Source organism: Mesorhizobium sp. M0030 (assembly GCF_040323695.1).
Lineage (GTDB): Bacteria > Pseudomonadota > Alphaproteobacteria > Rhizobiales > Rhizobiaceae > Mesorhizobium.
In genome coordinates, this window is sequence record NZ_JAMYVE010000001.1 from 114,586 (window position 1) to 134,554 (window position 19,969).

At 62.2% G+C, this 19,969-nt stretch carries 20 protein-coding genes; 5 read left to right on the top strand and 15 right to left on the bottom strand.

Going from position 1 to position 19,969, the window contains the following annotated elements; translation table 11 throughout:
* Nucleotide 1: 1 nt before the first annotated feature.
* On the bottom strand, nt 2-718 hold the full coding sequence (gene pdeM, locus NKJ80_RS00535) for a ligase-associated DNA damage response endonuclease PdeM (protein WP_023681974.1): 717 nt from the start codon (nt 716-718) through the stop codon (nt 2-4).
* Nucleotides 715-3,219: a ligase-associated DNA damage response DEXH box helicase gene (locus tag NKJ80_RS00540; protein WP_352497092.1), complete on the bottom strand. Its 2,505-nt coding sequence runs from the start codon at nt 3,217-3,219 to the stop codon at nt 715-717. The genes pdeM and NKJ80_RS00540 overlap by 4 nt, the downstream gene beginning before the upstream one ends.
* Between NKJ80_RS00540 and NKJ80_RS00545 the strand changes: the two genes are divergently transcribed.
* The gene (locus NKJ80_RS00545; protein ID WP_245260071.1) at nt 3,127-3,321 is read left to right on the top strand and encodes a hypothetical protein; all 195 of its coding nucleotides are present in this window, start codon (nt 3,127-3,129) and stop codon (nt 3,319-3,321) included. The genes NKJ80_RS00540 and NKJ80_RS00545 overlap by 93 nt on opposite strands.
* Before the next feature lie 142 nt (nt 3,322-3,463).
* Here NKJ80_RS00545 and NKJ80_RS00550 read toward each other — a convergent pair whose 3' ends face one another.
* The 3 genes from NKJ80_RS00550 to NKJ80_RS00560 form a co-directional block, all read right to left on the bottom strand.
* Nucleotides 3,464-4,324 carry a C40 family peptidase gene (locus NKJ80_RS00550; RefSeq protein ID WP_023732423.1) on the bottom strand — a complete coding sequence of 287 codons (861 nt, stop codon included), beginning with the start codon at nt 4,322-4,324 and terminating at the stop codon, nt 3,464-3,466.
* Between the two features lie 29 nt (nt 4,325-4,353).
* Complete coding sequence (locus NKJ80_RS00555; protein ID WP_023669596.1) at nt 4,354-4,704, bottom strand: MarR family winged helix-turn-helix transcriptional regulator; 351 nt, start codon at nt 4,702-4,704, stop codon at nt 4,354-4,356.
* Between the two features lie 69 nt (nt 4,705-4,773).
* Complete coding sequence (locus NKJ80_RS00560; RefSeq protein ID WP_023732424.1) at nt 4,774-6,135, bottom strand: leucyl aminopeptidase family protein; 1,362 nt, start codon at nt 6,133-6,135, stop codon at nt 4,774-4,776.
* Between the two features lie 237 nt (nt 6,136-6,372).
* Here NKJ80_RS00560 and NKJ80_RS00565 point away from each other — a divergent pair, with 237 nt between their 5' ends.
* The gene (locus NKJ80_RS00565) at nt 6,373-7,194 is read left to right on the top strand and encodes a tetratricopeptide repeat protein (RefSeq protein ID WP_023669594.1); all 822 of its coding nucleotides are present in this window, start codon (nt 6,373-6,375) and stop codon (nt 7,192-7,194) included.
* Nucleotides 7,195-7,307: 113 nt separating this feature from the next.
* Here NKJ80_RS00565 and NKJ80_RS00570 read toward each other — a convergent pair whose 3' ends face one another.
* The 9 genes from NKJ80_RS00570 to NKJ80_RS00610 form a co-directional block, all read right to left on the bottom strand.
* Nucleotides 7,308-8,324 (bottom strand): type II secretion system F family protein, encoded by a 1,017-nt coding sequence (locus NKJ80_RS00570; RefSeq protein ID WP_023692560.1) that lies wholly within the window; start codon nt 8,322-8,324, stop codon nt 7,308-7,310.
* Between the two features lie 40 nt (nt 8,325-8,364).
* A complete protein-coding gene (locus NKJ80_RS00575) occupies nt 8,365-9,378 on the bottom strand; it encodes a type II secretion system F family protein (protein WP_023669592.1) in 1,014 nt (337 codons plus the stop codon).
* Nucleotides 9,379-9,533: 155 nt separating this feature from the next.
* A complete protein-coding gene (locus NKJ80_RS00580) occupies nt 9,534-11,042 on the bottom strand; it encodes a TadA family conjugal transfer-associated ATPase (protein ID WP_023688717.1) in 1,509 nt (502 codons plus the stop codon).
* A gap of 86 nt (nt 11,043-11,128) precedes the next feature.
* Nucleotides 11,129-12,412, bottom strand: a complete 1,284-nt coding sequence (locus NKJ80_RS00585) for a CpaE/TadZ family protein (RefSeq protein ID WP_023692561.1) — start codon at nt 12,410-12,412, stop codon at nt 11,129-11,131.
* Nucleotides 12,413-12,467: 55 nt separating this feature from the next.
* Nucleotides 12,468-13,205 carry a CpaD family pilus assembly protein gene (locus NKJ80_RS00590; RefSeq protein WP_023732427.1) on the bottom strand — a complete coding sequence of 246 codons (738 nt, stop codon included), beginning with the start codon at nt 13,203-13,205 and terminating at the stop codon, nt 12,468-12,470.
* A gap of 13 nt (nt 13,206-13,218) precedes the next feature.
* Nucleotides 13,219-14,730, bottom strand: coding sequence for a type II and III secretion system protein family protein (locus tag NKJ80_RS00595; protein WP_352496867.1), 1,512 nt, complete (start codon nt 14,728-14,730; stop codon nt 13,219-13,221).
* The gene (cpaB, locus tag NKJ80_RS00600; RefSeq protein ID WP_023669587.1) at nt 14,727-15,539 is read right to left on the bottom strand and encodes a Flp pilus assembly protein CpaB; all 813 of its coding nucleotides are present in this window, start codon (nt 15,537-15,539) and stop codon (nt 14,727-14,729) included. Before cpaB ends, NKJ80_RS00595 begins: the two co-directional genes overlap by 4 nt.
* Before the next feature lie 205 nt (nt 15,540-15,744).
* A complete protein-coding gene (locus NKJ80_RS00605) occupies nt 15,745-16,263 on the bottom strand; it encodes an A24 family peptidase (protein WP_023688722.1) in 519 nt (172 codons plus the stop codon).
* A 211-nt stretch (nt 16,264-16,474) separates the two neighbouring features.
* Complete coding sequence (locus tag NKJ80_RS00610) at nt 16,475-16,663, bottom strand: Flp family type IVb pilin (protein ID WP_023692564.1); 189 nt, start codon at nt 16,661-16,663, stop codon at nt 16,475-16,477.
* A gap of 347 nt (nt 16,664-17,010) precedes the next feature.
* On the opposite strand from NKJ80_RS00610, the gene NKJ80_RS00615 reads away from it, so the two are divergent.
* The 3 genes from NKJ80_RS00615 to NKJ80_RS00625 all read left to right on the top strand — a co-directional run bounded on the left by NKJ80_RS00615 (nt 17,011) and on the right by NKJ80_RS00625 (nt 18,870).
* The gene (locus tag NKJ80_RS00615; RefSeq protein WP_023681988.1) at nt 17,011-17,433 is read left to right on the top strand and encodes a pilus assembly protein N-terminal domain-containing protein; all 423 of its coding nucleotides are present in this window, start codon (nt 17,011-17,013) and stop codon (nt 17,431-17,433) included.
* 153 nt (nt 17,434-17,586) lie between these two features.
* Nucleotides 17,587-18,204 carry a TadE/TadG family type IV pilus assembly protein gene (locus NKJ80_RS00620; protein WP_050587055.1) on the top strand — a complete coding sequence of 206 codons (618 nt, stop codon included), beginning with the start codon at nt 17,587-17,589 and terminating at the stop codon, nt 18,202-18,204.
* Nucleotides 18,205-18,234: 30 nt separating this feature from the next.
* The gene (locus NKJ80_RS00625; protein ID WP_023699476.1) at nt 18,235-18,870 is read left to right on the top strand and encodes a TadE/TadG family type IV pilus assembly protein; all 636 of its coding nucleotides are present in this window, start codon (nt 18,235-18,237) and stop codon (nt 18,868-18,870) included.
* Between the two features lie 26 nt (nt 18,871-18,896).
* Here NKJ80_RS00625 and NKJ80_RS00630 read toward each other — a convergent pair whose 3' ends face one another.
* Nucleotides 18,897-19,850: a PhnD/SsuA/transferrin family substrate-binding protein gene (locus NKJ80_RS00630; protein WP_352496868.1), complete on the bottom strand. Its 954-nt coding sequence runs from the start codon at nt 19,848-19,850 to the stop codon at nt 18,897-18,899.
* Nucleotides 19,851-19,969: the final 119 nt, after the last annotated feature.

The window sequence follows — 19,969 nt, forward strand, 5'->3', positions numbered from 1 at the left end:
CTCAGCCCGGCCGCAGCATCGAACCGGAAATGGCGAAGATGCGCGCGGCGCCCATCATATAGGCTATCAACGTCTCGCGGCGGAACAGGCCGGCATAGGCGCGGTCGAGCACGTTGAGCGAGCCGGTATAAGCGCCGAAGGCCGGCATGATCATGCGGCCGCCATCGCCGGCAAAGCAGCGCCGCCGCACCGAGCGGCCCTGCTGGACGATGCGGGCGCAAGGGTGAAGATGGCCGGCAACTTCGCCCTCGGTTCTTACCTTCGACGGCTCGTGGCGGAACAGCAGCGAGCCGATGGCGAGTTCGCGCACCGTCTCGCCGGGCAAATCCGCCGGCGCTTCCGGGTCATGGTTGCCGGCGACCCAGAACCAGTCGCGGCCGGCCATCAGCGCTTCCAGCAGCTCGCGAAAACTCGCATGCATGCGCTCGGCACCGCCGCCGTCGTGGAAGGAGTCGCCCAGGCTGATGACGATGGCCGGCTGGTAGTCGGCGATCACCGCTTGCAGCCGCAGCAGAGTGGCGCCGGTGTCATAGGGCGGGATCAGCGCGCCGCGCCTGGCGAAGGACGAGCCTTTTTCCAGATGCAGGTCAGAGACCGCGAGCAGCCTCAGATCGGGGAAATAGAGCACGCCGCGCGAATCACAGACCGCGCGCTCGCCCGCGATGCCGACGAAGTCGGCCTCGGCGATCAGCGATGCCCGCGCCAGCGAAAAATTCATTCCTCAACCATCCCAGGACCGATGGCTTCCTCGACCAAAGTCGCGGCATCCATCAGCAGCGTTTCGTCGGCCTCGCCATTCACCGGCATCTTGCCGATTTCGAGCATGATCGGCACGGCCAGCGGCGATATCTGTTCGAGTGCCTTATGCACGATTCGACCCTGGATACGCGAGAGCATGTCGGCAAGTCTGCTGACATCGAGCAGACCGGTCGCCGCGTCGGCGCGCGTCGCCTGCAGCAGGATGTGGTCGGGCTCATGGCTGCGCAGCACGTCATAGATCAGATCGGTCGAGACGGTGACCTGACGGCCGCTTTTCTCCTGGCCGGGGTGGCGCTTCTCGATCAGGCCTGAAATCAGCGCGCAGTTGCGGAAGGTGCGCTTGAGCAGCCAGCTGTCGGCCAGCCAAGCCTCGAGGTCGTCGCCCAGCATGTCCTGGTCGAACAGAGCGCCAAGCGAAGGTTTCCGCGATTTGAACATCGCGCCCATATCGCCCAGCGACCAGATGGCCAATGCGTAGTCGGTGGCGACGAAGCCAAGCGGCCTGGCGCCGGCCCTGTCCAGCCGGCGGGTGAGCAGCATGCCGAGCGTCTGGTGCGCCAGCCTGCCCTCGAAAGGATAAGCGACGAGATAGTGACGGTTGCCGCGCGGAAAGGTCTCGATCAAGAGGTCGTCGCGTTTGGGCAATACCGATTTGTCGGCCTGGAACCGCAGCCAGTCCGATACCTGCTCGGGCAGCTTCTTCCAGCGCTGCGGGTCGTCCAGCATGGCGCGCACCTGCTCGGCGAGGTAAGTCGAAAGCGGAAATTTGCCGCCGCCATAATAAGGAACCTTGGCGTCGCTTCCCGGCGCATTCGAGACGAAGCATTCGTTCTCGCGGATGCCTTCGAAGCGCAGCACTTTGCCGGCAAACATGAAGGTGTCGCCATGCGTCAGCGTTTCGAGGAAGGCCTCCTCGATCTTGCCCAGAGCCCGGCCGCCGTGCGAAGCCGAGCCTTTGCTGCCGGCCTTGACGTAACGCACATTGAGCGCCGGCACCTCGATGATGGTGCCGACGTTCAGCCGATATTGCTGCGCGACGCGGGGATTGGAGACCCGCCACATGCCGTCCTTGTTGAGGCGGATGCGGGCGTAGCGCTCGTAGTTCTTCAGTGCGTAGCCGCCGGTGGCGACGAAATCAATGACGCGGTCGAATGTCGGCCGGTCGAGGCTGGCATAGGGCGCTGCTGTCAGCACTTCCTCGTAGAGATCGTCGGCGCGAAACGGCGCTCCGCAGGCGCAGCCCAGCACATGCTGGGCCAGCACATCGAGCCCGCCATTGACCAGCGGCGGCGTATCCTGGGCGCCCAGATAGTTGGCGTCCAGCGCTGCCCGGCACTCCAGCACCTCGAAACGATTGGCCGGGATCAGGATCGCCTTCGACGGCTCGTCCATGCGGTGATTGGCGCGGCCGATGCGCTGCGCCAGCCGGCTGGCGCCCTTGGGCGCGCCGACATGGACGACCAGATCGACATCGCCCCAATCGATGCCAAGGTCGAGCGTCGAGGTGGCGACGATGGCACGGAGCGCGTTTTCCCCCATCGCCTTCTCGACGCGTCGGCGCTGGGCGACATCGAGCGAGCCGTGATGCAGCGCGATCGGCAAGGTATCCTCGTTGACCCGCCACAATTCCTGAAACAGCAGCTCGGCCTGGCTGCGGGTGTTGACGAACAGCAGGGTGGTCTTGTGGCGCTTGATCTCGCGGTAGATTTCCGGCGTCGCATAGCGCGCCGAATGGCCGGCCCATGGCACGCGCTCTTCCGAATCGAGGATCGAGATTTCGGGCTTCGCGCCGCCGGTTACGACGATGAGCTCAGACATATCGGGACTTGCCAGGCCTTTGGGCGGATTCTGGCTCACCAGCCAGCGCCGCAACTCGTCGGGCTCGGCCACCGTTGCCGACAGACCGATCGTCTGCAGGCCGGGCACGATGCTGCGCAGCCGCGCCAGCCCGAGCGCCAGCAGATGGCCGCGTTTCGATGTCACCAGCGAATGCAACTCGTCGAGGACGACATAGCGCAGATCCTCGAAGAAGCGCCCGGCATCGCCGGCCGCGATCAGCAGCGCCAATTGCTCGGGCGTGGTCAAAAGGATGTCGGGCGGCGCCAGTTTCTGGCGCTGCCGCTTGTGCGAAGGGGTGTCGCCGGTGCGCGTCTCGATGGTGACGGGCAGGCCGATCTCCTCCACGGGCTTGCCGAGATTGCGCTCGATGTCGACGGCCAGCGCCTTCAGCGGCGAGATGTAGAGCGTATGGATGCCGCGCCGTGCCATACCAGCTTTGCGTCTGGGGCGGTTGGCCAGTTCGGTCAACGATGGCAAGAAGCCGGCCAGTGTCTTGCCGGCGCCGGTCGGTGCGATCAAGAGCACCGATTGCCCGGCTTGAGCCTTCGCCAGCAGCTCGATCTGGTGAGCGCGCGGCGACCAGCCTTTTTCGCCAAACCATCTGATGAATGGCTCGGGCAGAAGGACGGCGGCATTTTGTTTGGCAAGGCGCGGCTGCTCGGTCACGCGAAAGAGGTAGCGCGACGGCGCGCGATCGCCAAGGAAAATCGGAACAAAAGGTGATCGGGTGAGCTATCCCTCGCCGCATTTAGGGGGAGAGGATGCCGGCAGGCAGGTGAGGCGCAGCGCGACTTTTCAGTCGCTGGCGTCGCCCCTCATCCGCCCTTCGGGCACCTTTCCCCGTGAACGGGCGAAGGAAGAGGCGCTAGGGCCGCCGAAACCCCGTCGGCCCGCCATAGAGATACCCAATCCGGTCGATCGCCTCCTTCAGCCCTTCGCGCGAGACCAGCATGGTGTGGCCGTTGGCGTGGATCATCGTCTCGGCGTCTGTCATCACGGCGACATGCCCCTTCCAGAACACGAGGTCACCGCGTTTCAGTCCGGCATAATCGGATCCCGGATCGAGCGGCTCGCCGAGGCCTGCCGCTTGCATGTCGGAATCACGCAGCACATTGCGGCCGGCCATGCGCATGGCCAGTTGCACGAGGCCAGAACAGTCGATGCCGAAGCCGGAGGTGCCGCCCCAGAGATAGGGCGTGCCGATAAACATCTCGGCGACCGAGACATAGTCGGCTGCGATATCGCTGACCGGGCGCACATGGCCGCCGATCAGCGCCTCGCCGGAAGGCAACAGCGCATAGTGCGTGCCGCGCGTTTCGGCAGCGCCCGTCACCGTCACCGTCGAGCCCATCGACAATTGCCCGCTGATCGGAAAGCGCAGATCCGGGCCTGGATAGAGAAAAGTGCGCGGCGCCGTGACGATGTGGGTTGGCGCATGCTCGCGTGCGCCCAGCATGGTGGCGCCGACATAGCCGACATAGCCGTCGCGTTTGGCCTGGACCCAGGCCCAGCCTTCGGCTTCCTCGAAGACAAGCACATCGTCGCCGAACAGTACCTGCGTGTTGACGCCGGCATCCGGGCGCGGTGCCTTGCGCACGTCAGCCACGGAGGCCGTGATCCGAGCCGGACGGCCGGTGACGAAGCGGTCGGCCGAAACCTCCCCTTTCAGCCTTGCATCGGCGAGGTCGGAACGGAAGGCGTGGAGGCGGGCATCCCTGGCAGTCAAATCGGTACTCGTTCTAATTCATGGATTGATCAGATGGGCAGTTCATGAGCCCTGGCAACGATACCATCCCCGAAGCGCTCGACAAAGAGCGCGCCTTCGACCGTGCGCCGGATCAGCACATTGCGCTTGTCGAGCTCGTCGCGATGGCGTGACACCAGTTTCAGCGCACCCATAGTGTCGAGGGCGCGGGTGATGACCGGCTTGGTGACATTGAGGCGGGCTGCCAGGCCGCGCACCGTGTGCGGCGGCGGGTCGAGATAGATGGTGAACAGGATCGCCGTCTGGCGCATGGTGAGATCTGGCGCGCCGGCGCGCACCTGCGACAACATCACCTGCTGCCATAGTCGCATCGCCTGGCTCGGACGCATCGAAATCGACATCGCGCGAGCATGACGGCAAATTGTTTCGGTTCCGTTTCAGTTTAGAGGCAGTGTGCTTTGCTCACGACCCTAGGCATAGCGCCTCGAAATGACCCGCTCCAGTGCACGGATGCCTTGCGCCTCGCCGCCGGCGGGTCCGTAGGGGCGATCGGACGGGTTCCAGGCGAAGATGTCGAAATGCGCCCAGCCCGTTGTCCGTTCGACAAAGCGCTTGAGGAACAGCGCCGCGGTGACCGAGCCGGCGAAACCGTCCGTGGTGACGTTGTTGATGTCGGCGATCTTCGACGCCAGCCTGCCGTCATAGGGCCGCCACAACGGCATGCGCCACAACGGATCCTCGACGGCCACCGAGGCCGCAGCCAGTTCGGACGCCAGCGCTTCGTCGCCAGTGTAGAAAGGCGGCAGATCGGGACCGAGCGCGACACGCGCTGCCCCGGTCAGCGTCGCCATGTCGATCAGCAGTTCCGGCTCCTCGTCATCGGCCAGCGCCAGCGCATCGGCCAGCACCAGCCGCCCTTCGGCGTCGGTGTTGCCGATCTCGACGGTGAGGCCCTTGCGGCTGGTCAGTACATCTCCAGGCCGGAAGGCGTTGCCGGCAATCGAATTCTCGACCGCCGGGATCAGGACGCGCAGCCGGATCTTCAGCCCGGCAGCCATGATCATCGAGGCCAGGCCCAGCACATTGGCGGCGCCGCCCATATCCTTCTTCATCAAGAGCATGCCCGACGACGGTTTGATGTCGAGGCCGCCAGTGTCGAAACAGACACCCTTGCCGACCAGCGTCACCTTCGGCGCGCCTTCCGGTCCCCAAACCATGTCGATCAGTCGCGGCGCTCCGACCGAGGCCCGGCCGACCGCATGGATCATCGGGAAATTCTGCTTCAGGAGATCATCCCCCTTGATCACCGACACCTCGGCCTTGTGAGTGGCCGCCAGGGTCCGCACGGCCTTCTCCAACTCGTCCGGTCCCATGTCGCTGGTCGGCGTGTTGACGAGGTCGCGCGCCAGGAAGACGCCGTCGGCGATGCGCCGGACGCGTCCTGCATCTACGCCGAGCGGCAGCGCAAAACGCAGCGTCTTGCCTGATTTCTTTCCGTAGCGAGTGAAGACGTAACCGCCGAGCACCAAGGCTATGGCCGCGAGTTCCGGCTCGGCTGGAGCGGCGGCAAAATGCCAGTCGCCTTCCGGCAAGGCTCTCGCCAGCATGCCGACGGCCAGCGCGCCCTCGCCATCACCGACGCCGAACAAGGCGCCGGCAAGGGAACCGTTGTCGCCGGGGACGGCGAGCGTCCTACCGGCTTCGCCGGAAAAGCCGTTGGCGGCCGCCCATGCGGTCATGGAAGGCGAAAGCCCCAAGGCCTCCAGTCCATCGCTCGCGACCAGATGGACCGGCAGGGCAGTGTTTAGTGTCTCGATGAGTTCGACGGGCATTCGATGGTCTCCGGGAGGCTTGCAGGTCGTCCTCAGTCAAGTGACAGGGACGTCGGATGATTTCAACATCTATGCACAGGGGCCGGCATGGGACTGCCAGGCCAAAGGCTTCCGGCGGGCCGTTCACCGATCCGACGGCTCACTTTTTAACTGTCCGTTAGGGTTAACAGAATATTTCTGCGGGGATGAAGATGGCCACGTGAATGGCCACGCGCAGGAATGGAGAGCCCCGTGCCGATGCCCACCAACCGCAGGATGAACGTCACGGGCAAACGGTTGGTCACCACGGCACTGCTGATGGCGCTGGCGGCCGGTGTTGCCGGGTGCGGAACCAGCAAGCTCACGACCGGCTCGATCGGGCGCACCAGCGGCAAACCGCTGGAAACCATGTCGGCCAGCGAGTTGCACGGGGCGACCGGGCGGCTGGGCGAATCCTACGCAAAGAACCCCAACGACAAGCGGCTGGCGACAAATTTTGCGGCGGCGCTCCAGATGGACGGCGATGCCGACCAGTCGCTTGCCGTGATGCGCAAGCTGGCGATCGCCTACCCCAAGGATCGCGACGTGCTTGCCGCCTACGGCAAGGCGCTGGCCGCCAACGGCCAGTTCGAGCCGGCGCTCGACGCCGTGCGCCGGGCGCAGACGCCAGAATATCCGGACTGGCGGCTGATGTCGGCCGAGGCCGCCATTCTCGACCAGCTTGGCCAGAAGGATGAAGCGCGCCAGAACTACCGCAAGGCGCTGGACCTAAAGCCGAACGAACCCTCGATCCTTTCCAATCTCGGTATGTCCTATGTGCTGGAAGGCGATCTGCGCACCGCCGAGACCTATATGCGCTCGGCAGCCCAGCAACCGAATGCCGACAGCCGGGTGCGCCAGAACCTTGCGCTGGTCGTGGGACTGCAGGGCCGCTTCGACGAGGCCGAGAAGATCGCCTCGCAGGAGCTTTCGCCCGAACAGGCGCAAGCCAATGTAGCCTATCTTCGCCAGATGCTTGCCCAGCAGAACGCCTGGAGCCAACTCAAGGATCAGGACAAGGCAAAGCCGGCGACCAACTGAGCGCCGCATGGGCGCCGGCCCCGCACAGCGCAAAATCCGTCCCCATATCAAAGCTGAAAAAACAAGAGCCGCACTGCATGGCAATGCGGCACTTTGTATGGCCGCAACGAGGCCTACTGGCTTGAGGAACTGTGCTGGTCGCCGAAGATGCCGCGCTGGCTGACCTGGATGCCGGCCGGGCCCAGAATGATGGCGAACAAAACCGGCAGGAAGAACAGGATCATCGGCACGGTAAGCTTCGGCGGCAGGGCGGCGGCCTTCTTCTCGGCGGCATTCATGCGCATGTCGCGGCTTTCCGAGGCCAGCACGCGCAATGCGTGCGCCACGGGTGTGCCGTAGCGTTCCGCCTGGACCAGTGCCTGGGACACTGACTTGACCGATTCCAGGCCGGTACGAGCCGAGAGGTTTTCATAAGCCTGCTTGCGCTCCTGCAGATAAGAGAGTTCGGCGTTGGTCAGCACGAATTCCTCCGCCAGCGCCACCGACTGTGAACCGATCTCCTCGGAGACCTTGCGCAAGGCAGCCTCGACCGACATGCCCGACTCGACGCAGATCAGCATCAGGTCGAGCGCATCCGGCCACGCCGCCTGGATCGACTGCTTGCGCTTGGCGGCACGATTGTTGACGTAAAGGATCGGCGCGTAGAAACCCGCGTAGGCGACAAGGATGCAGACGAACAGTTTCACGAAGGCCGGCCGGTCCGGCAGTCCGCCGAGCACGAACAGATAGATCGCTGCCAGCGCGAAACCGACAAAAGGCAGGATCAGGCGGAAGAACAGGAAGCGCGTCAGCGGGTTCTGGCCACGAAAGCCCGCCACCTTGAGCTTCTGCAACGTGCCTTCATCGGCCAACGCACGCCGCAGGTCCAGCCTGTCGACGATGTTGCGCATGCCGATCGACTGCTCTTCGCGCAGCCCCTTGCGGCGACGATCGGCTTCATTGGCAAGCCGCGCGCGCTGCTTGGCGCGCAATTCGTCACGCTCCAGCGCCACCGATCTCATGCGCGTCTTGAGCTGATTGCCACCAAGGGCCGGCAGCACCGTGAAGACGGTCGCGAACACCGCAATGCCAACCAGCAACGCTATCAGGAAGGCAGGATCGGTCAGCGATTTTACGACTTGGTCGGTCATTCGTTTTCAGTCTTTTCGTTTCGAGCTTTCCAAGGTCGGCCTAAACTTCAAAGTTCATCATCTTGCGCATCACCAGAATGCCGATCGACATCCAGACGCCGGAACAGCCGAGGATCAGATTGCCGGTGCTGGTGGTGAACAGCGGCATGATGTAGTTCGGGCTCGACAGATAGACGAGAAGGGCGACGACAAAAGGCAGCGCGCCGATGATGACGGCCGACGCCTTGGCTTCCATGGAAAGCGCCTGGACCTTGGCCTTCATCTTCTTGCGATCGCGAAGCACGCGCGACAGGTTGCCAAGCGCCTCGGAGAGATTACCGCCGGCCTGTGACTGGATCTGGATAACGATGCCGAAGAAGCTTGCCTCGCTGCACGGCATGGTTTCAGCCATGCGCAAGGTGGCATCGGGGATGGACATGCCAATCTGCTGTGAATCGACGATCCGGCGGAACTCGGTCTTGACCGGCTCCGGCGATTCACTGGCGATCAGGCGAATGGCGTCGTTGAGCGGCAGGCCGGATTTGACGGCGCGCACGATGATGTCGAGGGCGTTGGGAAATTCGTTGAGGAACGCCTTGACCCGGCGCGCGCGGCGAAACGAGACGAACCAGCGCGGCAGGCCGAGCGCCCCCGCCAGCAGCGCGCCCGGCAGGACCAGAAGCGGCGCGCCGGCGAGATAGGCAAGCACCGTCAGCGCGATGCCGCAAATGACGGAGTAGATATAGAAACGCTCGATCGAGACCTGCATGCCGGCCTGACGAATCTGGGCCTTTAACGGCGGCTTCTTGACGGCGAGTTCGTTGGTTTTCTGCTTTTCGTCGAGCTGTTTCAGCGTGTCCTGGACAGATTTACGCCGCTTGACCGCCTCCGCGACACGGTCGCGCGAAGCCTTGACGACCGAACGATCGGTCTCGGCGGCCTTGATCGTCTCGAGCCGCTTGCCGGCCTGCTTCTCGTTGCTCATCTTGGTGAACAGGAAGGCATAGGCGACCGCACCGGCGCTGAAGCCGGCGAGCACGATGAACGCCAGTACGGTGGTGTCAATTCCGAACATCGACCTCGGTCCCCAGCGCATATCGCCGTTTCAAGGAAACGGCGATATGCGCTATCGCTTTGTTTTGACGCAATTCCCAAGGGAAAGCGCTACGCGCTTTTCCCGGGAAAACCGCTTCACACTTTTTCTGGAATTGCTTCCAACCTCGATATGCGTCAGTCAGCGCGTTTCTCCATCGATTCCAGCGCATTGGCGAGGCGCTGTTCCTCGCCATAGTAGCGGGCGCGATCCCAGAAGTGCGGACGGCCGATGCCGGTCGACACGTGCTCGCCAAGCAGCCTTCCATTCGAGTCCTCGCCCTTGATGTTGTAGAGCACGATATCCTGCGTGATGATGACGTCGCCTTCCATGCCGATCACCTCGGTGATGTGGGTGATGCGGCGCGAGCCGTCGCGAAGGCGTGCTGCCTGGATGATGACATCGATGGAGCCGACGACGATTTCACGCACGGTCTTCTGCGGCAGCGAATAGCCGCCCATGGCGATCATCGATTCGATACGGTTCAGGCATTCGCGCGGGCTGTTGGAGTGGATCGTTCCCATCGACCCGTCATGGCCGGTGTTCATCGCCTGCAGCAGGTCGAAAACCTCCGGTCCGCGCACTTCGCCGACGATGATGCGTTCGGGCCGCATGCGCAGGCAGTTCTTGACCAGGTCGCGCATGGTCACCTCGCCTTCGCCCTCGAGATTGGGCGGGCGGGTTTCGAGACGCACCACGTGCGGCTGCTGCAGTTGCAGTTCGGCCGAGTCTTCGCAGGTGATGACGCGTTCCTCGCGGTCGATATAGTTGGTCAGGCAGTTGAGCAGCGTCGTCTTGCCGGAGCCGGTACCGCCGGAGATGACGATGTTGCAGCGGACGCGGCCGATGATCTTGAGTATCTCGGCGCCCTGCGGCGAGATGGCGCCGAACTTGACCAGCTGATCGAGCGTCAGCTTGTCCTTCTTGAACTTGCGGATGGTGAGCGCGGTGCCGTCGATGGAGAGCGGCGGGGCGATGACGTTGACGCGGGAGCCGTCGGGTAGGCGGGCGTCGCAGATCGGACTCGATTCGTCGACGCGGCGGCCAACCTGGCTGACGATGCGCTGGCAGATGTTGAGCAGTTGCTGATTGTCGCGGAAGCGGATGCCGGTCTGTTCGACCTTGCCATTGACTTCGATGTAGACGTTCTTGGAGCCGTTGACCATGATGTCGGCGATATCGTCGCGGGCGAGCAGCGGCTCCAGCGGGCCGTAGCCCAGCACATCGTTGCAGATGTCTTCGAGCAACTCTTCCTGCTCGGCGATCGACATTGCGAAATTTTTGATGGCGATGATGTCGTTGACGATGTCGCGGATTTCCTCGCGCGCGCTCTCGGGATCGAGCTTGGCGAGTTGCGACAGGTCAATGGTGTCGATGAGCGCGGAGAAGACCTGGCTCTTGGTGTCGTAGTAGGTTTCACTTTTTTCGCGCTGGATCTTTTTTGGCGGCTCCGGCGCCATCGACGGCGCCTCAACGGCACGGCGAGTTGGCGGGGTTCCCGGCGCTCCAGGCGGCGCTGCCGCGGGCCGGGCAAGTACCGCCATGTCCGCAGGCGTTGCAGTGGCCGGCGCCGCTGGCGCCGGTGCTGGCTGACGGAACTCCGGGGTGAACCGGCCGCCGTCGTCGGAGCCTCTTTTACCAAACATGATCGACTACCAATTCCGTCCAGAACATGATGCCGAAGCGGTTTTCGAACGACATCATGCTCTACTTCTTGATTTGGAGGGGAGCGTCATTTCTTGTTACGCGAGAGCTTGCCGAGCAGGCCGCCAAGGCCTGCCTTCTTCCTGGCCTTGATTTCGCTGCGACCGGTCAGGACATGCGCGATTTCGTTGATCATGCCGACGACCGGGCTCCTGGCATCCATCTCGCCCAGCATGCGGCCGTTGTTGGCGGCATTTCCAAACAACAACGGGTCGAAGGCGATGACCGACATCGGCGTGAGGCTGAGCGGCTCGGCGAAGTCGGAAGCGGAAATCTCGGGCCGTTTCGGCACGCCGGCCTGGTTGATGATCAGCTTCGGCGGCGGATCGTTCGGGCGAAGCCTCGTCAGCATATCGACCAGGTTCTTGGTGTTGCGCAGATTGGCCAGTTCCGGCGTCGCCGTGATGACGATCTCGTCGGCCTTGATCAGTGTGTTCTTGGTCCAGCCCGTCCAGATATGGGGGACGTCGAGCACCAGCAGCGGCACGCTGCGCTGGGCGGTATCGATGAGTTGCGTGAAGGCATCGGGATCGAAATCATAGACACGTTCCAGTGTGGAGGGCGCGGCGAGCAGCGACAGATGTTCGGCGCACTGGGCAAGCAGACGGTCGAGATAAACCTCGTCGACGCGTTCGGGCGAAAATACGGCTTCGGCGATGCCTTGCGCAGGGTCCTGGTCGAAATTTATGTTGGCCGTCCCGAAAGCCAGGTCGAGATCGGCGACGACCACTTCCGACTTGAACAGCGATGACATCGCCCACGCTACATTGTGGGCGATGGTCGAGGAGCCGACGCCGCCCTTGGCGCCGATGAAGGCGATCGAGCGGCCGATCGGCTCGGCTTCCGGATCGACGAAGATCGATGACACCACGGAGACGATATCGGCCATCGACACCGGTGCGATGACATATTCGGAAATACCGAAGCGAATGAGTTCGCGGTAGAGACCGACATCGTTGTAGTGGCCGATCACCACGACTTTGGAGGAGGGATCGCAATATTCTGAAAGCTGGGCAAGCTGCTCCAGCAATTGCTTCGGTTCGCTGCGCGATTCCAGCAGGATGAGGTTCGGCGTCGGCGCCGATTGATAGAATTCGATCGCCGTGGCGATGCCGCCCATATGCACTTTCAGATGCGCCTTGGCCATGCGGCGATCCTCGCCGGCCCGCTCCACCGGATGCGCGACACCTTCCGTCTCGCAAAATGCCTGGATAGAAATACGCGGCACCGGCCGCAGCGCCTGCATCGCTGCAACATCCGATTGGGAGCTGTCGCCGCCGTCTCCGGGCGTGTCGTAGGCAAGATTGCTCATCGTCATGCTCTTTTCCGTGACTTCTCGTTCCGGTCTCTACGCGGGACCGGCGCTCCTAATACGTCACTTCCGAACTGCCTAGGAACTCGTCCGAAATACCTCTGCCGCGATAGACGTCGATCACCGCGCCGCGGTTCTCGGCGTCGATATCGGACGACTTTCTTGGCCCGAGCAGATCGGCCGGATTGGCGAGTTGCGCAGCGAGGTTGTTTTGAGAGGAGCAGCCGTAATCGGCGTAGTGCTTGTTTTCGGAGGTTGCGAGGATGTCTTCGGGCCAGCGCCCGCATTTGTCGGTCTGGGCTCTCACCGAAATATAGGAAACGCGGATAGGCGCCGAGGCTTCCGGGGAAACCGACTGGTAGGAGGTCACCACGATCCGGTTTCGCTTGATGCCGCCGGCAATCGCCAGTCTGGCGAAATCGCGCGCCGCGGCAGTCGCCGCCACCTCATTGGCCGAGCCGATCGGGATTGCGATCGTCAGCGCCGGGGCAGCGCTCCTGTCGTAGCCGTCAAGGAAGCCCAGAAGCGTGTCGCGCTGCGAGCCGGTCATGCCACGATCGCCGGCGCCGACCGGGAGGTCCAGCTTCTGGTTCTTCTCGGCAATCACGATCGGATGCGTGGTGCGATAATCATCGGGAATCGCCCCAACCGTGATGCTGTCGCGCTTGGCGCAACCCGCGAGCGAGGCGGCGATCGCGATCGCCAGGATCGGCATTGCCGATCGGCTGATCCGGGCACGGCCGGACCGCACTGTCGCGGCGACCGCCATTGCTTTCGATGCTGACTGAGACATGTCCGCTCCCCGCTTACTTGTAGATGAAGCCGATAACGCCGTGGTAGCGGCCGTTGGGCTTGTCTGTCTGCATGGTGCCGTAGACGCGGTTGACGCGGCCAAGGAACATGGCCGGGCCATCGCCGGCGGCGTTGAAATTGTCATCCGGCTTGGCCAGGTCGTTGCTCGCCACCGGCCGCGCCAGATAAGGCGTGATGATGATGACCAACTCGCTTTCGTTGCGGACGAAATCGCGGCTGCGGAACAGCGTGCCGAGCACCGGGATCTTGGTCAGTCCGGGCAAGCCGTTTACGGCCTGCCTGACGTCGTCGCGGACGAGGCCGGCTATCATCATCGATCCACCCGAAGGCAGTTCCACGGTCGTGTCGGCCAAACGTTTACGCAGCGATATAATATTGGTGTCTCCGAAAGAGACCGCGCCTTCGGTGGTCGGTTCGGAAACCGACGTCCTGACCTTCAGGCTGATGCGACCGGGCGACAGCACCACAGGCTGAAATTCCAGGCCGATGCCGTATTCGATTTTCTGAGCCGTCCAAACCCTGTCGGCATTCTGATTGGCGTCCGACTTGGCGTTTGTAACGGCGCTGACCATATTGTATTCGCCGCCGACCCTGAAGGTCGCCTTCTCGCCGGAGACGGCCGTCAAAGTAGGCTCGGCCAGCGTTTTCATGACGCCGGACTGCTCCATCGCAGTGATGTAGCCCTGCAGAGCCGAGGTGGCGAAATTGCCCCCCGAACTCGACAACGGCTTGCCTAGGCCGGGGAAGGTGTCACTGGTCGCATTGAAGCTGATGCCGTTGGAGCTGCCTTTGCCAACCATGTTGACGCCGAGCTGCTTCATCACCGAGCGGCTGACTTCGGCCACGGTCACTTTCAGCGTCACCTGGTCGTCGCCGATGATCTGCAGCAGGTTGACGATCTTCGAGACCCGGCGTTCGGCATCCGGATTGTTGATGTCGACGCCGCCATTGGCATTGCCGCCTGCCGCGGTCTGCGAATACTGACCGGTCGTCGCTTCACCGCCGGACACGAAGATGGTTGCCAGATCGACGGCGCGCTTGGCATCGAGCGGCGTGTCCACCGTCCCGGTCAGGACGACGTTGTCGTTCAGCAACTCTACCTTGATCTCGGCATTCGGAAGGAAGCGCTTGAGATAATCTTCCAATCCGGCGACGTCGCGTTCGACGGCCAGATCCAGGCTGGCGATCTGCTCGCCATTGGGACCGAAGACGAAGATGTTGGTTTCGCCCACCGACTTGCCGAACAGATAGATCCGCCTTGCGGTGCGGGTCACCGCATCGGCGACCGCGGGGTTGGCGACCAGGATGTCGTAGGCGTCGCTCGGCAGATCGATGACCACCGATTTGTTGAGGCCAAGCTTGACACGTTGCGTGGCCGACGAGGCCGTGACCCCGACGCTCTTTCCGGCGGCCTTGGCGTCGACAAGGCCACTTGCATGGGCTCCGAGAAAAAGCAGGCCGATGGCCGCAGCCGTGGTGACCGGCAGTCTAGCGACTAACCTCATTTCCTTGCCCCTACTTCGGAAACTTCGCCCGATTTGATCAACCGCACCGTTCCGCGCCGCCCATTGCCGGAAACGAGGTAGTCGGCTTCATCGGTACCCTTTTCCTTGTTGTCGGTGATCGAGCGCAGCGCCAGCGTCAGGCGATCGGCCATCTGCTGGGCGACGGTGATGATCTCGGCCTGCTGCGGCGTCAGCTCCAGCGTCGCCGTCTGTCCGACCCTGGTCTTCTTGCCTTCCTCGTCCTCCTGGATGGTCTGATCGATCGCCAGGACGCGGATGTTCTTGAGGATGGTCTCGGTGGTGAATCCGCTACCGCCGTTGCCGGTGTCGGATCTGCGGGTCATGATGACGTCGACAAAATCGTTAGGCAGTATAAAGCCGCCTGCCGACGTGTCGGCCGAGATCGCGGTGGCGACGGCACGCATGCCGGTGGGCAGGATCGAAGACATGAAGCTCTGCCCCTCGCCGATCAGCTTGGAGCGCCGCAACGGCTCACCGGTGTACATCGCCATGCGGGCGACGGAGCCCTTCAGCTTCTCCCGCGCTTCGGGTTCGGCGGCACGGGTGATGAAATTCGCATTGATGCCATCGGACGGCCAGGACTCCCAGCTGAGATTGTTCTCAAGCGGGCTTCCCATCGGCACGTCGCCGGAAAGCACGAGCACATCCTGCAAGGCGATGGCCGGTGCCTGCGGGGCATCGACGACGACCTGCTGGGGCGGGACCGCCACCATATTCTTGGCAACATAACCTGCACCACCCGCCGCGGCCACCGCCACGCCCAGAATGATCAGTCGGGATGCTGGCATCTGTCCGAACCCTCGCCTTTAGGCAACCACCTAGCCAGGCCGGACTTTGCAGCGGCAATCGTCAAAACAAGGTTAATACAATGCTTACGATCGTGATTAATTCAAGGTTTACATAATTACACGACCATGCTCCGACAAATGAAAAAGGCGGCCAAGCCGCCTCTTTTCAGGATCGATGCCGGAAGGGCAGAGGAGGTTCGCTACATCAGGTCGCCAACCTTGCCAATGCCCATTCCATCAAGGGCGAATCCGGATAGGTCAGCAGCCCGCCAATGCCGAGTGCGATGCCATAGGGAACGCCATTCATCTCGTCGGCGAAATGGCGCAGGACCGGATTGTGACTGGTGTAGGTCGCCAGCGGCGATTTCCGATAGAGGAGAATGGCGAGCGTCAGCAGGCCACCGATGAACGTCGAAGCCACGAGGTAATTGACAAGGTGAATGTTGAGCCCCATCCAGATGGACGTGGCTGCCAAAAGCTTGGCATCGCCGCCGCCCATGCCGCCGAGCGCAAACAGACCGAAAGTCACGGCCAGCACCAGGCCGCCGGCGGCGAAATGCCAGCCATAAGTTGCCCAGTCCATACCCGTCAGTGGCGCAACCACGGCAAAGACGGCCACAAGCAGCACCGGCACCCGATTGGAGATTGTCATCGACAGCGCGTCGGAGATCGCCGCAAAAAGCATGCAAAACGGAAAGACAACGAAGATCAGTGCGTTGAGCATCGGTCTCTCATGGTTGGAAAGGCAACGATGGCTGCAGGTTAGGCAGCTTGGGTTAAGGATTGGTGAGTTCTGCTCATCCGGGCCAAATCCTGGGAAATGTCAGCACGCTAAGCGGCGCAGCAAGACCAAAGCCAAACGATCTTCAAAAGACAAAAGGGCCGCCAGCGAGGCGGCCCTTCCAGTCTACCCGTCGAAACAGGATGCTAGATCATTACTTACAAGCAGCGTTCGTCGGATCGTTCACGCAATCCGCGATGGTCGTGAACTTGGCGTTCAGGGCATTGCCGAGCTGACCAGCGCCAACCATGATGGCAAGCGCGATGAGAGCGGCGATCAGACCGTATTCGATAGCGGTCGCGCCGGATTCGTCCTTCGCGAAACGTGCGATGAGATTAGACATTCGAGAGCTCCTACTCCACGTGTTACAGCACTTCCGTCAACTTCTGTGATGGTTGATCGGATGCTGCCAATCTACGGAGAAGCTCTTTCAATCGGCTTAATAAACAGCCTTACCGATTCCTTTCCCGCTTCGAACAGCTTGCGTGGTTAACCGTAAACTAAACGCTGGACAGTAGCTCGCCTGCCCGTGAAGAGCTGTAATTTCACGGCTATCGGCAGGATGCATTGTTATATTAGCTGGCAGCAGGATTGGTGCGAATACCCCGGCGCCGGTCAAGGGTTTAACCGTTGGTTCACCAATCTCCTTCATGTTTCTTTGAACAAGTTTTGCCGCTGTGGAGCGCCTTAATGACTGCCATGAAATCGTCATTCCTGCTTGTCGCGCTTCTCGCCGTCCCGGCTTTTGTGCTGCCGGCCAAGGCCGGAGCCGGCATCGAAGTGACGATGAATCAGGCCAAGATCGTCAAACTGACACGCCCCGCCGATACCATAGTCGTCGGCAATCCGGCGATTGCCGACGCCTCCGTCCAGGATGCATCGACGATCGTACTGACTGGCAAGGGGTTCGGCGTCACCAATCTGGTTGTCCTCGACCACGATGGCAGCCCGATCGTCGACGAGCAGGTGACCGTGGTGCGCCAGGACGCGTCGTCCGTGCGTATCTACAGGCGCGCCTCGGTACAGACCATGTCCTGCACGCCCTATTGCGAAAGCTCGTACAAGAGCGACTCGGAAAAGTCGTCCGAAGCCGAGATGAGCGCTGGGCAGTAAGCGCCTCAGTTGGCTCGATTGTCTCGGGAAAGCCGCGTCGGTTAGCGGCCGGTTAATGTCGCCTGGTCGAATTTAACGGTCATTCAAACCGGAGCTAAATGGGTTCTTGATAGTGGTGCTGACGGTACCGCATCAGGATCGCAGGAACGGGATATGGGCGACGTTTTGGACGAGGATTCAGAACGCGAGATCTGCAAGGCCAAGGCAGGGCGCGTGACGTTTGCCCGTCGTTTCCTTCGTGATCGGCGCGGCAGCACGGCGATAGAATTCGCGATGCTTGCGCTACCGTTTGCGGCTCTCGTCTTCGCCATCCTCGAGAGCTGCGTTTCATTTGCCGGACAGGAGGTGATGGCCAACATCACCGATGATATCGCCCGTCAGTTGCGTACTGGCCAGTTGAGGCAAGCCGATGTGACGGAAGAGAAGCTGAAGGGCTTGGTCTGCGCCAGACTCGAGATCATTGTCGCGAAGGGTTGCCCCGGTTTGCTGGTGGATCTGCGCCCGTTCAAGACCTTTGCCGGGGCAGCCAGTGCGGGTTTCACGATTTCCGGCTCGACCATCACGCTGACGGGCAAGGATCCGGATACAGGCAAGGACCCGGCTTTCGGGACCCCTACAATAGGTCCGGCAGAATCAAAGAACATGCTGCGGGTCTTTTACCCTTGGCCGGTCATGACCGATTTCATGGCTCAATACATGTCGAATATGGATGGCGGCAAGACTCTGCATTACGCGACGACAACGTGGCAAAACGAGCCATTCGACAACTGAAATTGCACGTGTAAGCAAAAGGAAAAGTGCATGTTTCGTGCGGGGGCACATCCGGGGATGTCGGTTGTCTGGAAGAGAGCGGCGCGGTTTTTTTCCGATCGGCGCGGCATAGCGGCCGTCGAGTTTGCCCTCATCGTGCCTGTCTTGCTGATCATGTATTTCATTACCATGGAGGCCTCGCAAGCCATCGAGGCCAGCAAGAAGGTCAGCCGCATCAGCTCCATGGTTGCCGACCTCGTCACGCAGCAAACGTCGGTGGTCAACGCAGATCTCACCGACATCATGAAGATCGGCAACTCCAGCCTTCAGCCTTACAACCGCTCGGTCGCCAATATCTCCATTACGGCAATCGACATCAGAACCGACCCGAACAATCCGATACCGCAAGCAAAGGTGGCGTGGTCCTGGAGCGTGCTGGATGGGAAGACTGGCCGCGACTCCAACCCGACAACTTCCACCACCGTTCCGGCGACGCTCAATGTTGCGGGGACTTTCCTCATTCGTGTCAAAACCACTCTAGCATACCAACCGATCATCTCCTGGTCGGAAGGCTCCGAAAAGCCGCTCGGATTTATCTCGGCCTTCAACAAAGGCAAGATAACGATGAGCGAAACCTACTATCTCAGGCCGCGCCGGGCCACGTCGATCCCCTGCAGCGATTGCTGAAGCAGTTCTACCCATTCAACCCGGGTTCATTGCGCGCTGCTGTCGGTACTGCCTGACACCAGGCGCACGATGGAAGCGGCCATCGCATAGTCACTCGCAGCGGCGAGCGTGAACCCTCCCGAATGTTTCGATTCCACGAAATCGTAAACTTCCGGCGACTGCGATCTGAGATTGGTGAGGAAGACGGTCAGTCGGCGTTTGGCTTCGGGGTCGAGATCGCTGCGGACGGCATGAGGGCCGTATCTGAGCACGCCGGAGGTCCAGATGATCTGGAGTGCGGCTTCTGGAATCCCCGCCGCCTCCAGTCGCGCCGCCGTGCCGTCCGGATCAGCCGGCTGATCGCCAGCAATCGCCGTCCGGTTTTCCGCCGCGGCCCGCTCCCAGCCGAACACGGCATCGGCCTGGCCATCGGCCAGCATCGCTTCTGCGGCGGCAGCCGAGCCGGCATGAGCGAGGAATGGCGCATCCTGGCTGATCTTGATGCCGTCGGCCGCCAGCCCGGCGAGCGGTAGAAGCGAACCGCCGACATAGTCGGAAGGCGCCATGGCGATGCGGTGCGTTTCCAGGGCCGCGAGATCGGAAAGCCTGCCGTCGCGCGTCAAAAGCACGGAGCGGATGCCCGTGGCACCGTCGGCGTCGACCGGCGCCACAAGAGGTTCGACGCAGCCGCAGCGCTCCGAGGCGGTGGCGTAGGCGGTCGCCGAATAGACCGCGTACTGAACCCGGCCATTGGCCTGCGCCTCGATCAGCGCCGCATAGTCATGCGCGACGACGAATTCCACCTTCATGCCGAGCGCCCTGCCGTAGGCGTCAGTCAGCATGGCCAGACCCGGAACCGTGTTGCCGGCGCCCGGCTCGGCAACGATGCCGATGCGAAACGTGCCGATCTGGTCGCGCCAGTCGGCGTGCGCGGCGAGCTGCGAGGCCAGCAGTGCTACAGTGGTCGCCAGTGCACTCCAACCGAGGTCAGCCCGTCTCATCGATCCATGCCCCGCACACCGTTCCTTGAAGCGCATTGCATGTCTCAAGGATGCGTACAGCGCGCCTGCCCGACTTCGCGACCATCGCGTCAGGCCGTTGCCGCCTGGTTTACGATTTG

What these genes read in the sequence shown, in the direction of transcription:
- NKJ80_RS00575 (WP_023669592.1), bottom strand. Translation starts at nt 9,378, where the DNA reads ATGTTCGGAATTGACACCACCGTACTGGCGTTCATCGTGCTCGCCGGC.
- NKJ80_RS00610 (WP_023692564.1), bottom strand. Translation starts at nt 16,663, where the DNA reads ATGTCTAATCTCATCGCACGTTTCGCGAAGGACGAATCCGGCGCGACC.
- NKJ80_RS00630 (WP_352496868.1), bottom strand. Translation starts at nt 19,850, where the DNA reads ATGAGACGGGCTGACCTCGGTTGGAGTGCACTGGCGACCACTGTAGCA.
- NKJ80_RS00585 (WP_023692561.1), bottom strand. Translation starts at nt 12,412, where the DNA reads ATGAGCAATCTTGCCTACGACACGCCCGGAGACGGCGGCGACAGCTCC.
- pdeM (WP_023681974.1), bottom strand. Translation starts at nt 718, where the DNA reads ATGAATTTTTCGCTGGCGCGGGCATCGCTGATCGCCGAGGCCGACTTC.
- cpaB (WP_023669587.1), bottom strand. Translation starts at nt 15,539, where the DNA reads ATGCCAGCATCCCGACTGATCATTCTGGGCGTGGCGGTGGCCGCGGCG.
- NKJ80_RS00560 (WP_023732424.1), bottom strand. Translation starts at nt 6,135, where the DNA reads ATGCCCGTCGAACTCATCGAGACACTAAACACTGCCCTGCCGGTCCAT.
- NKJ80_RS00620 (WP_050587055.1), top strand. Translation starts at nt 17,587, where the DNA reads ATGGGCGACGTTTTGGACGAGGATTCAGAACGCGAGATCTGCAAGGCC.
- NKJ80_RS00615 (WP_023681988.1), top strand. Translation starts at nt 17,011, where the DNA reads ATGACTGCCATGAAATCGTCATTCCTGCTTGTCGCGCTTCTCGCCGTC.
- NKJ80_RS00570 (WP_023692560.1), bottom strand. Translation starts at nt 8,324, where the DNA reads ATGACCGACCAAGTCGTAAAATCGCTGACCGATCCTGCCTTCCTGATA.
- NKJ80_RS00565 (WP_023669594.1), top strand. Translation starts at nt 6,373, where the DNA reads ATGCCCACCAACCGCAGGATGAACGTCACGGGCAAACGGTTGGTCACC.
- NKJ80_RS00595 (WP_352496867.1), bottom strand. Translation starts at nt 14,730, where the DNA reads ATGAGGTTAGTCGCTAGACTGCCGGTCACCACGGCTGCGGCCATCGGC.
- NKJ80_RS00605 (WP_023688722.1), bottom strand. Translation starts at nt 16,263, where the DNA reads ATGCTCAACGCACTGATCTTCGTTGTCTTTCCGTTTTGCATGCTTTTT.
- NKJ80_RS00625 (WP_023699476.1), top strand. Translation starts at nt 18,235, where the DNA reads ATGTTTCGTGCGGGGGCACATCCGGGGATGTCGGTTGTCTGGAAGAGA.
- NKJ80_RS00580 (WP_023688717.1), bottom strand. Translation starts at nt 11,042, where the DNA reads ATGTTTGGTAAAAGAGGCTCCGACGACGGCGGCCGGTTCACCCCGGAG.
- NKJ80_RS00590 (WP_023732427.1), bottom strand. Translation starts at nt 13,205, where the DNA reads ATGTCTCAGTCAGCATCGAAAGCAATGGCGGTCGCCGCGACAGTGCGG.
- NKJ80_RS00555 (WP_023669596.1), bottom strand. Translation starts at nt 4,704, where the DNA reads ATGTCGATTTCGATGCGTCCGAGCCAGGCGATGCGACTATGGCAGCAG.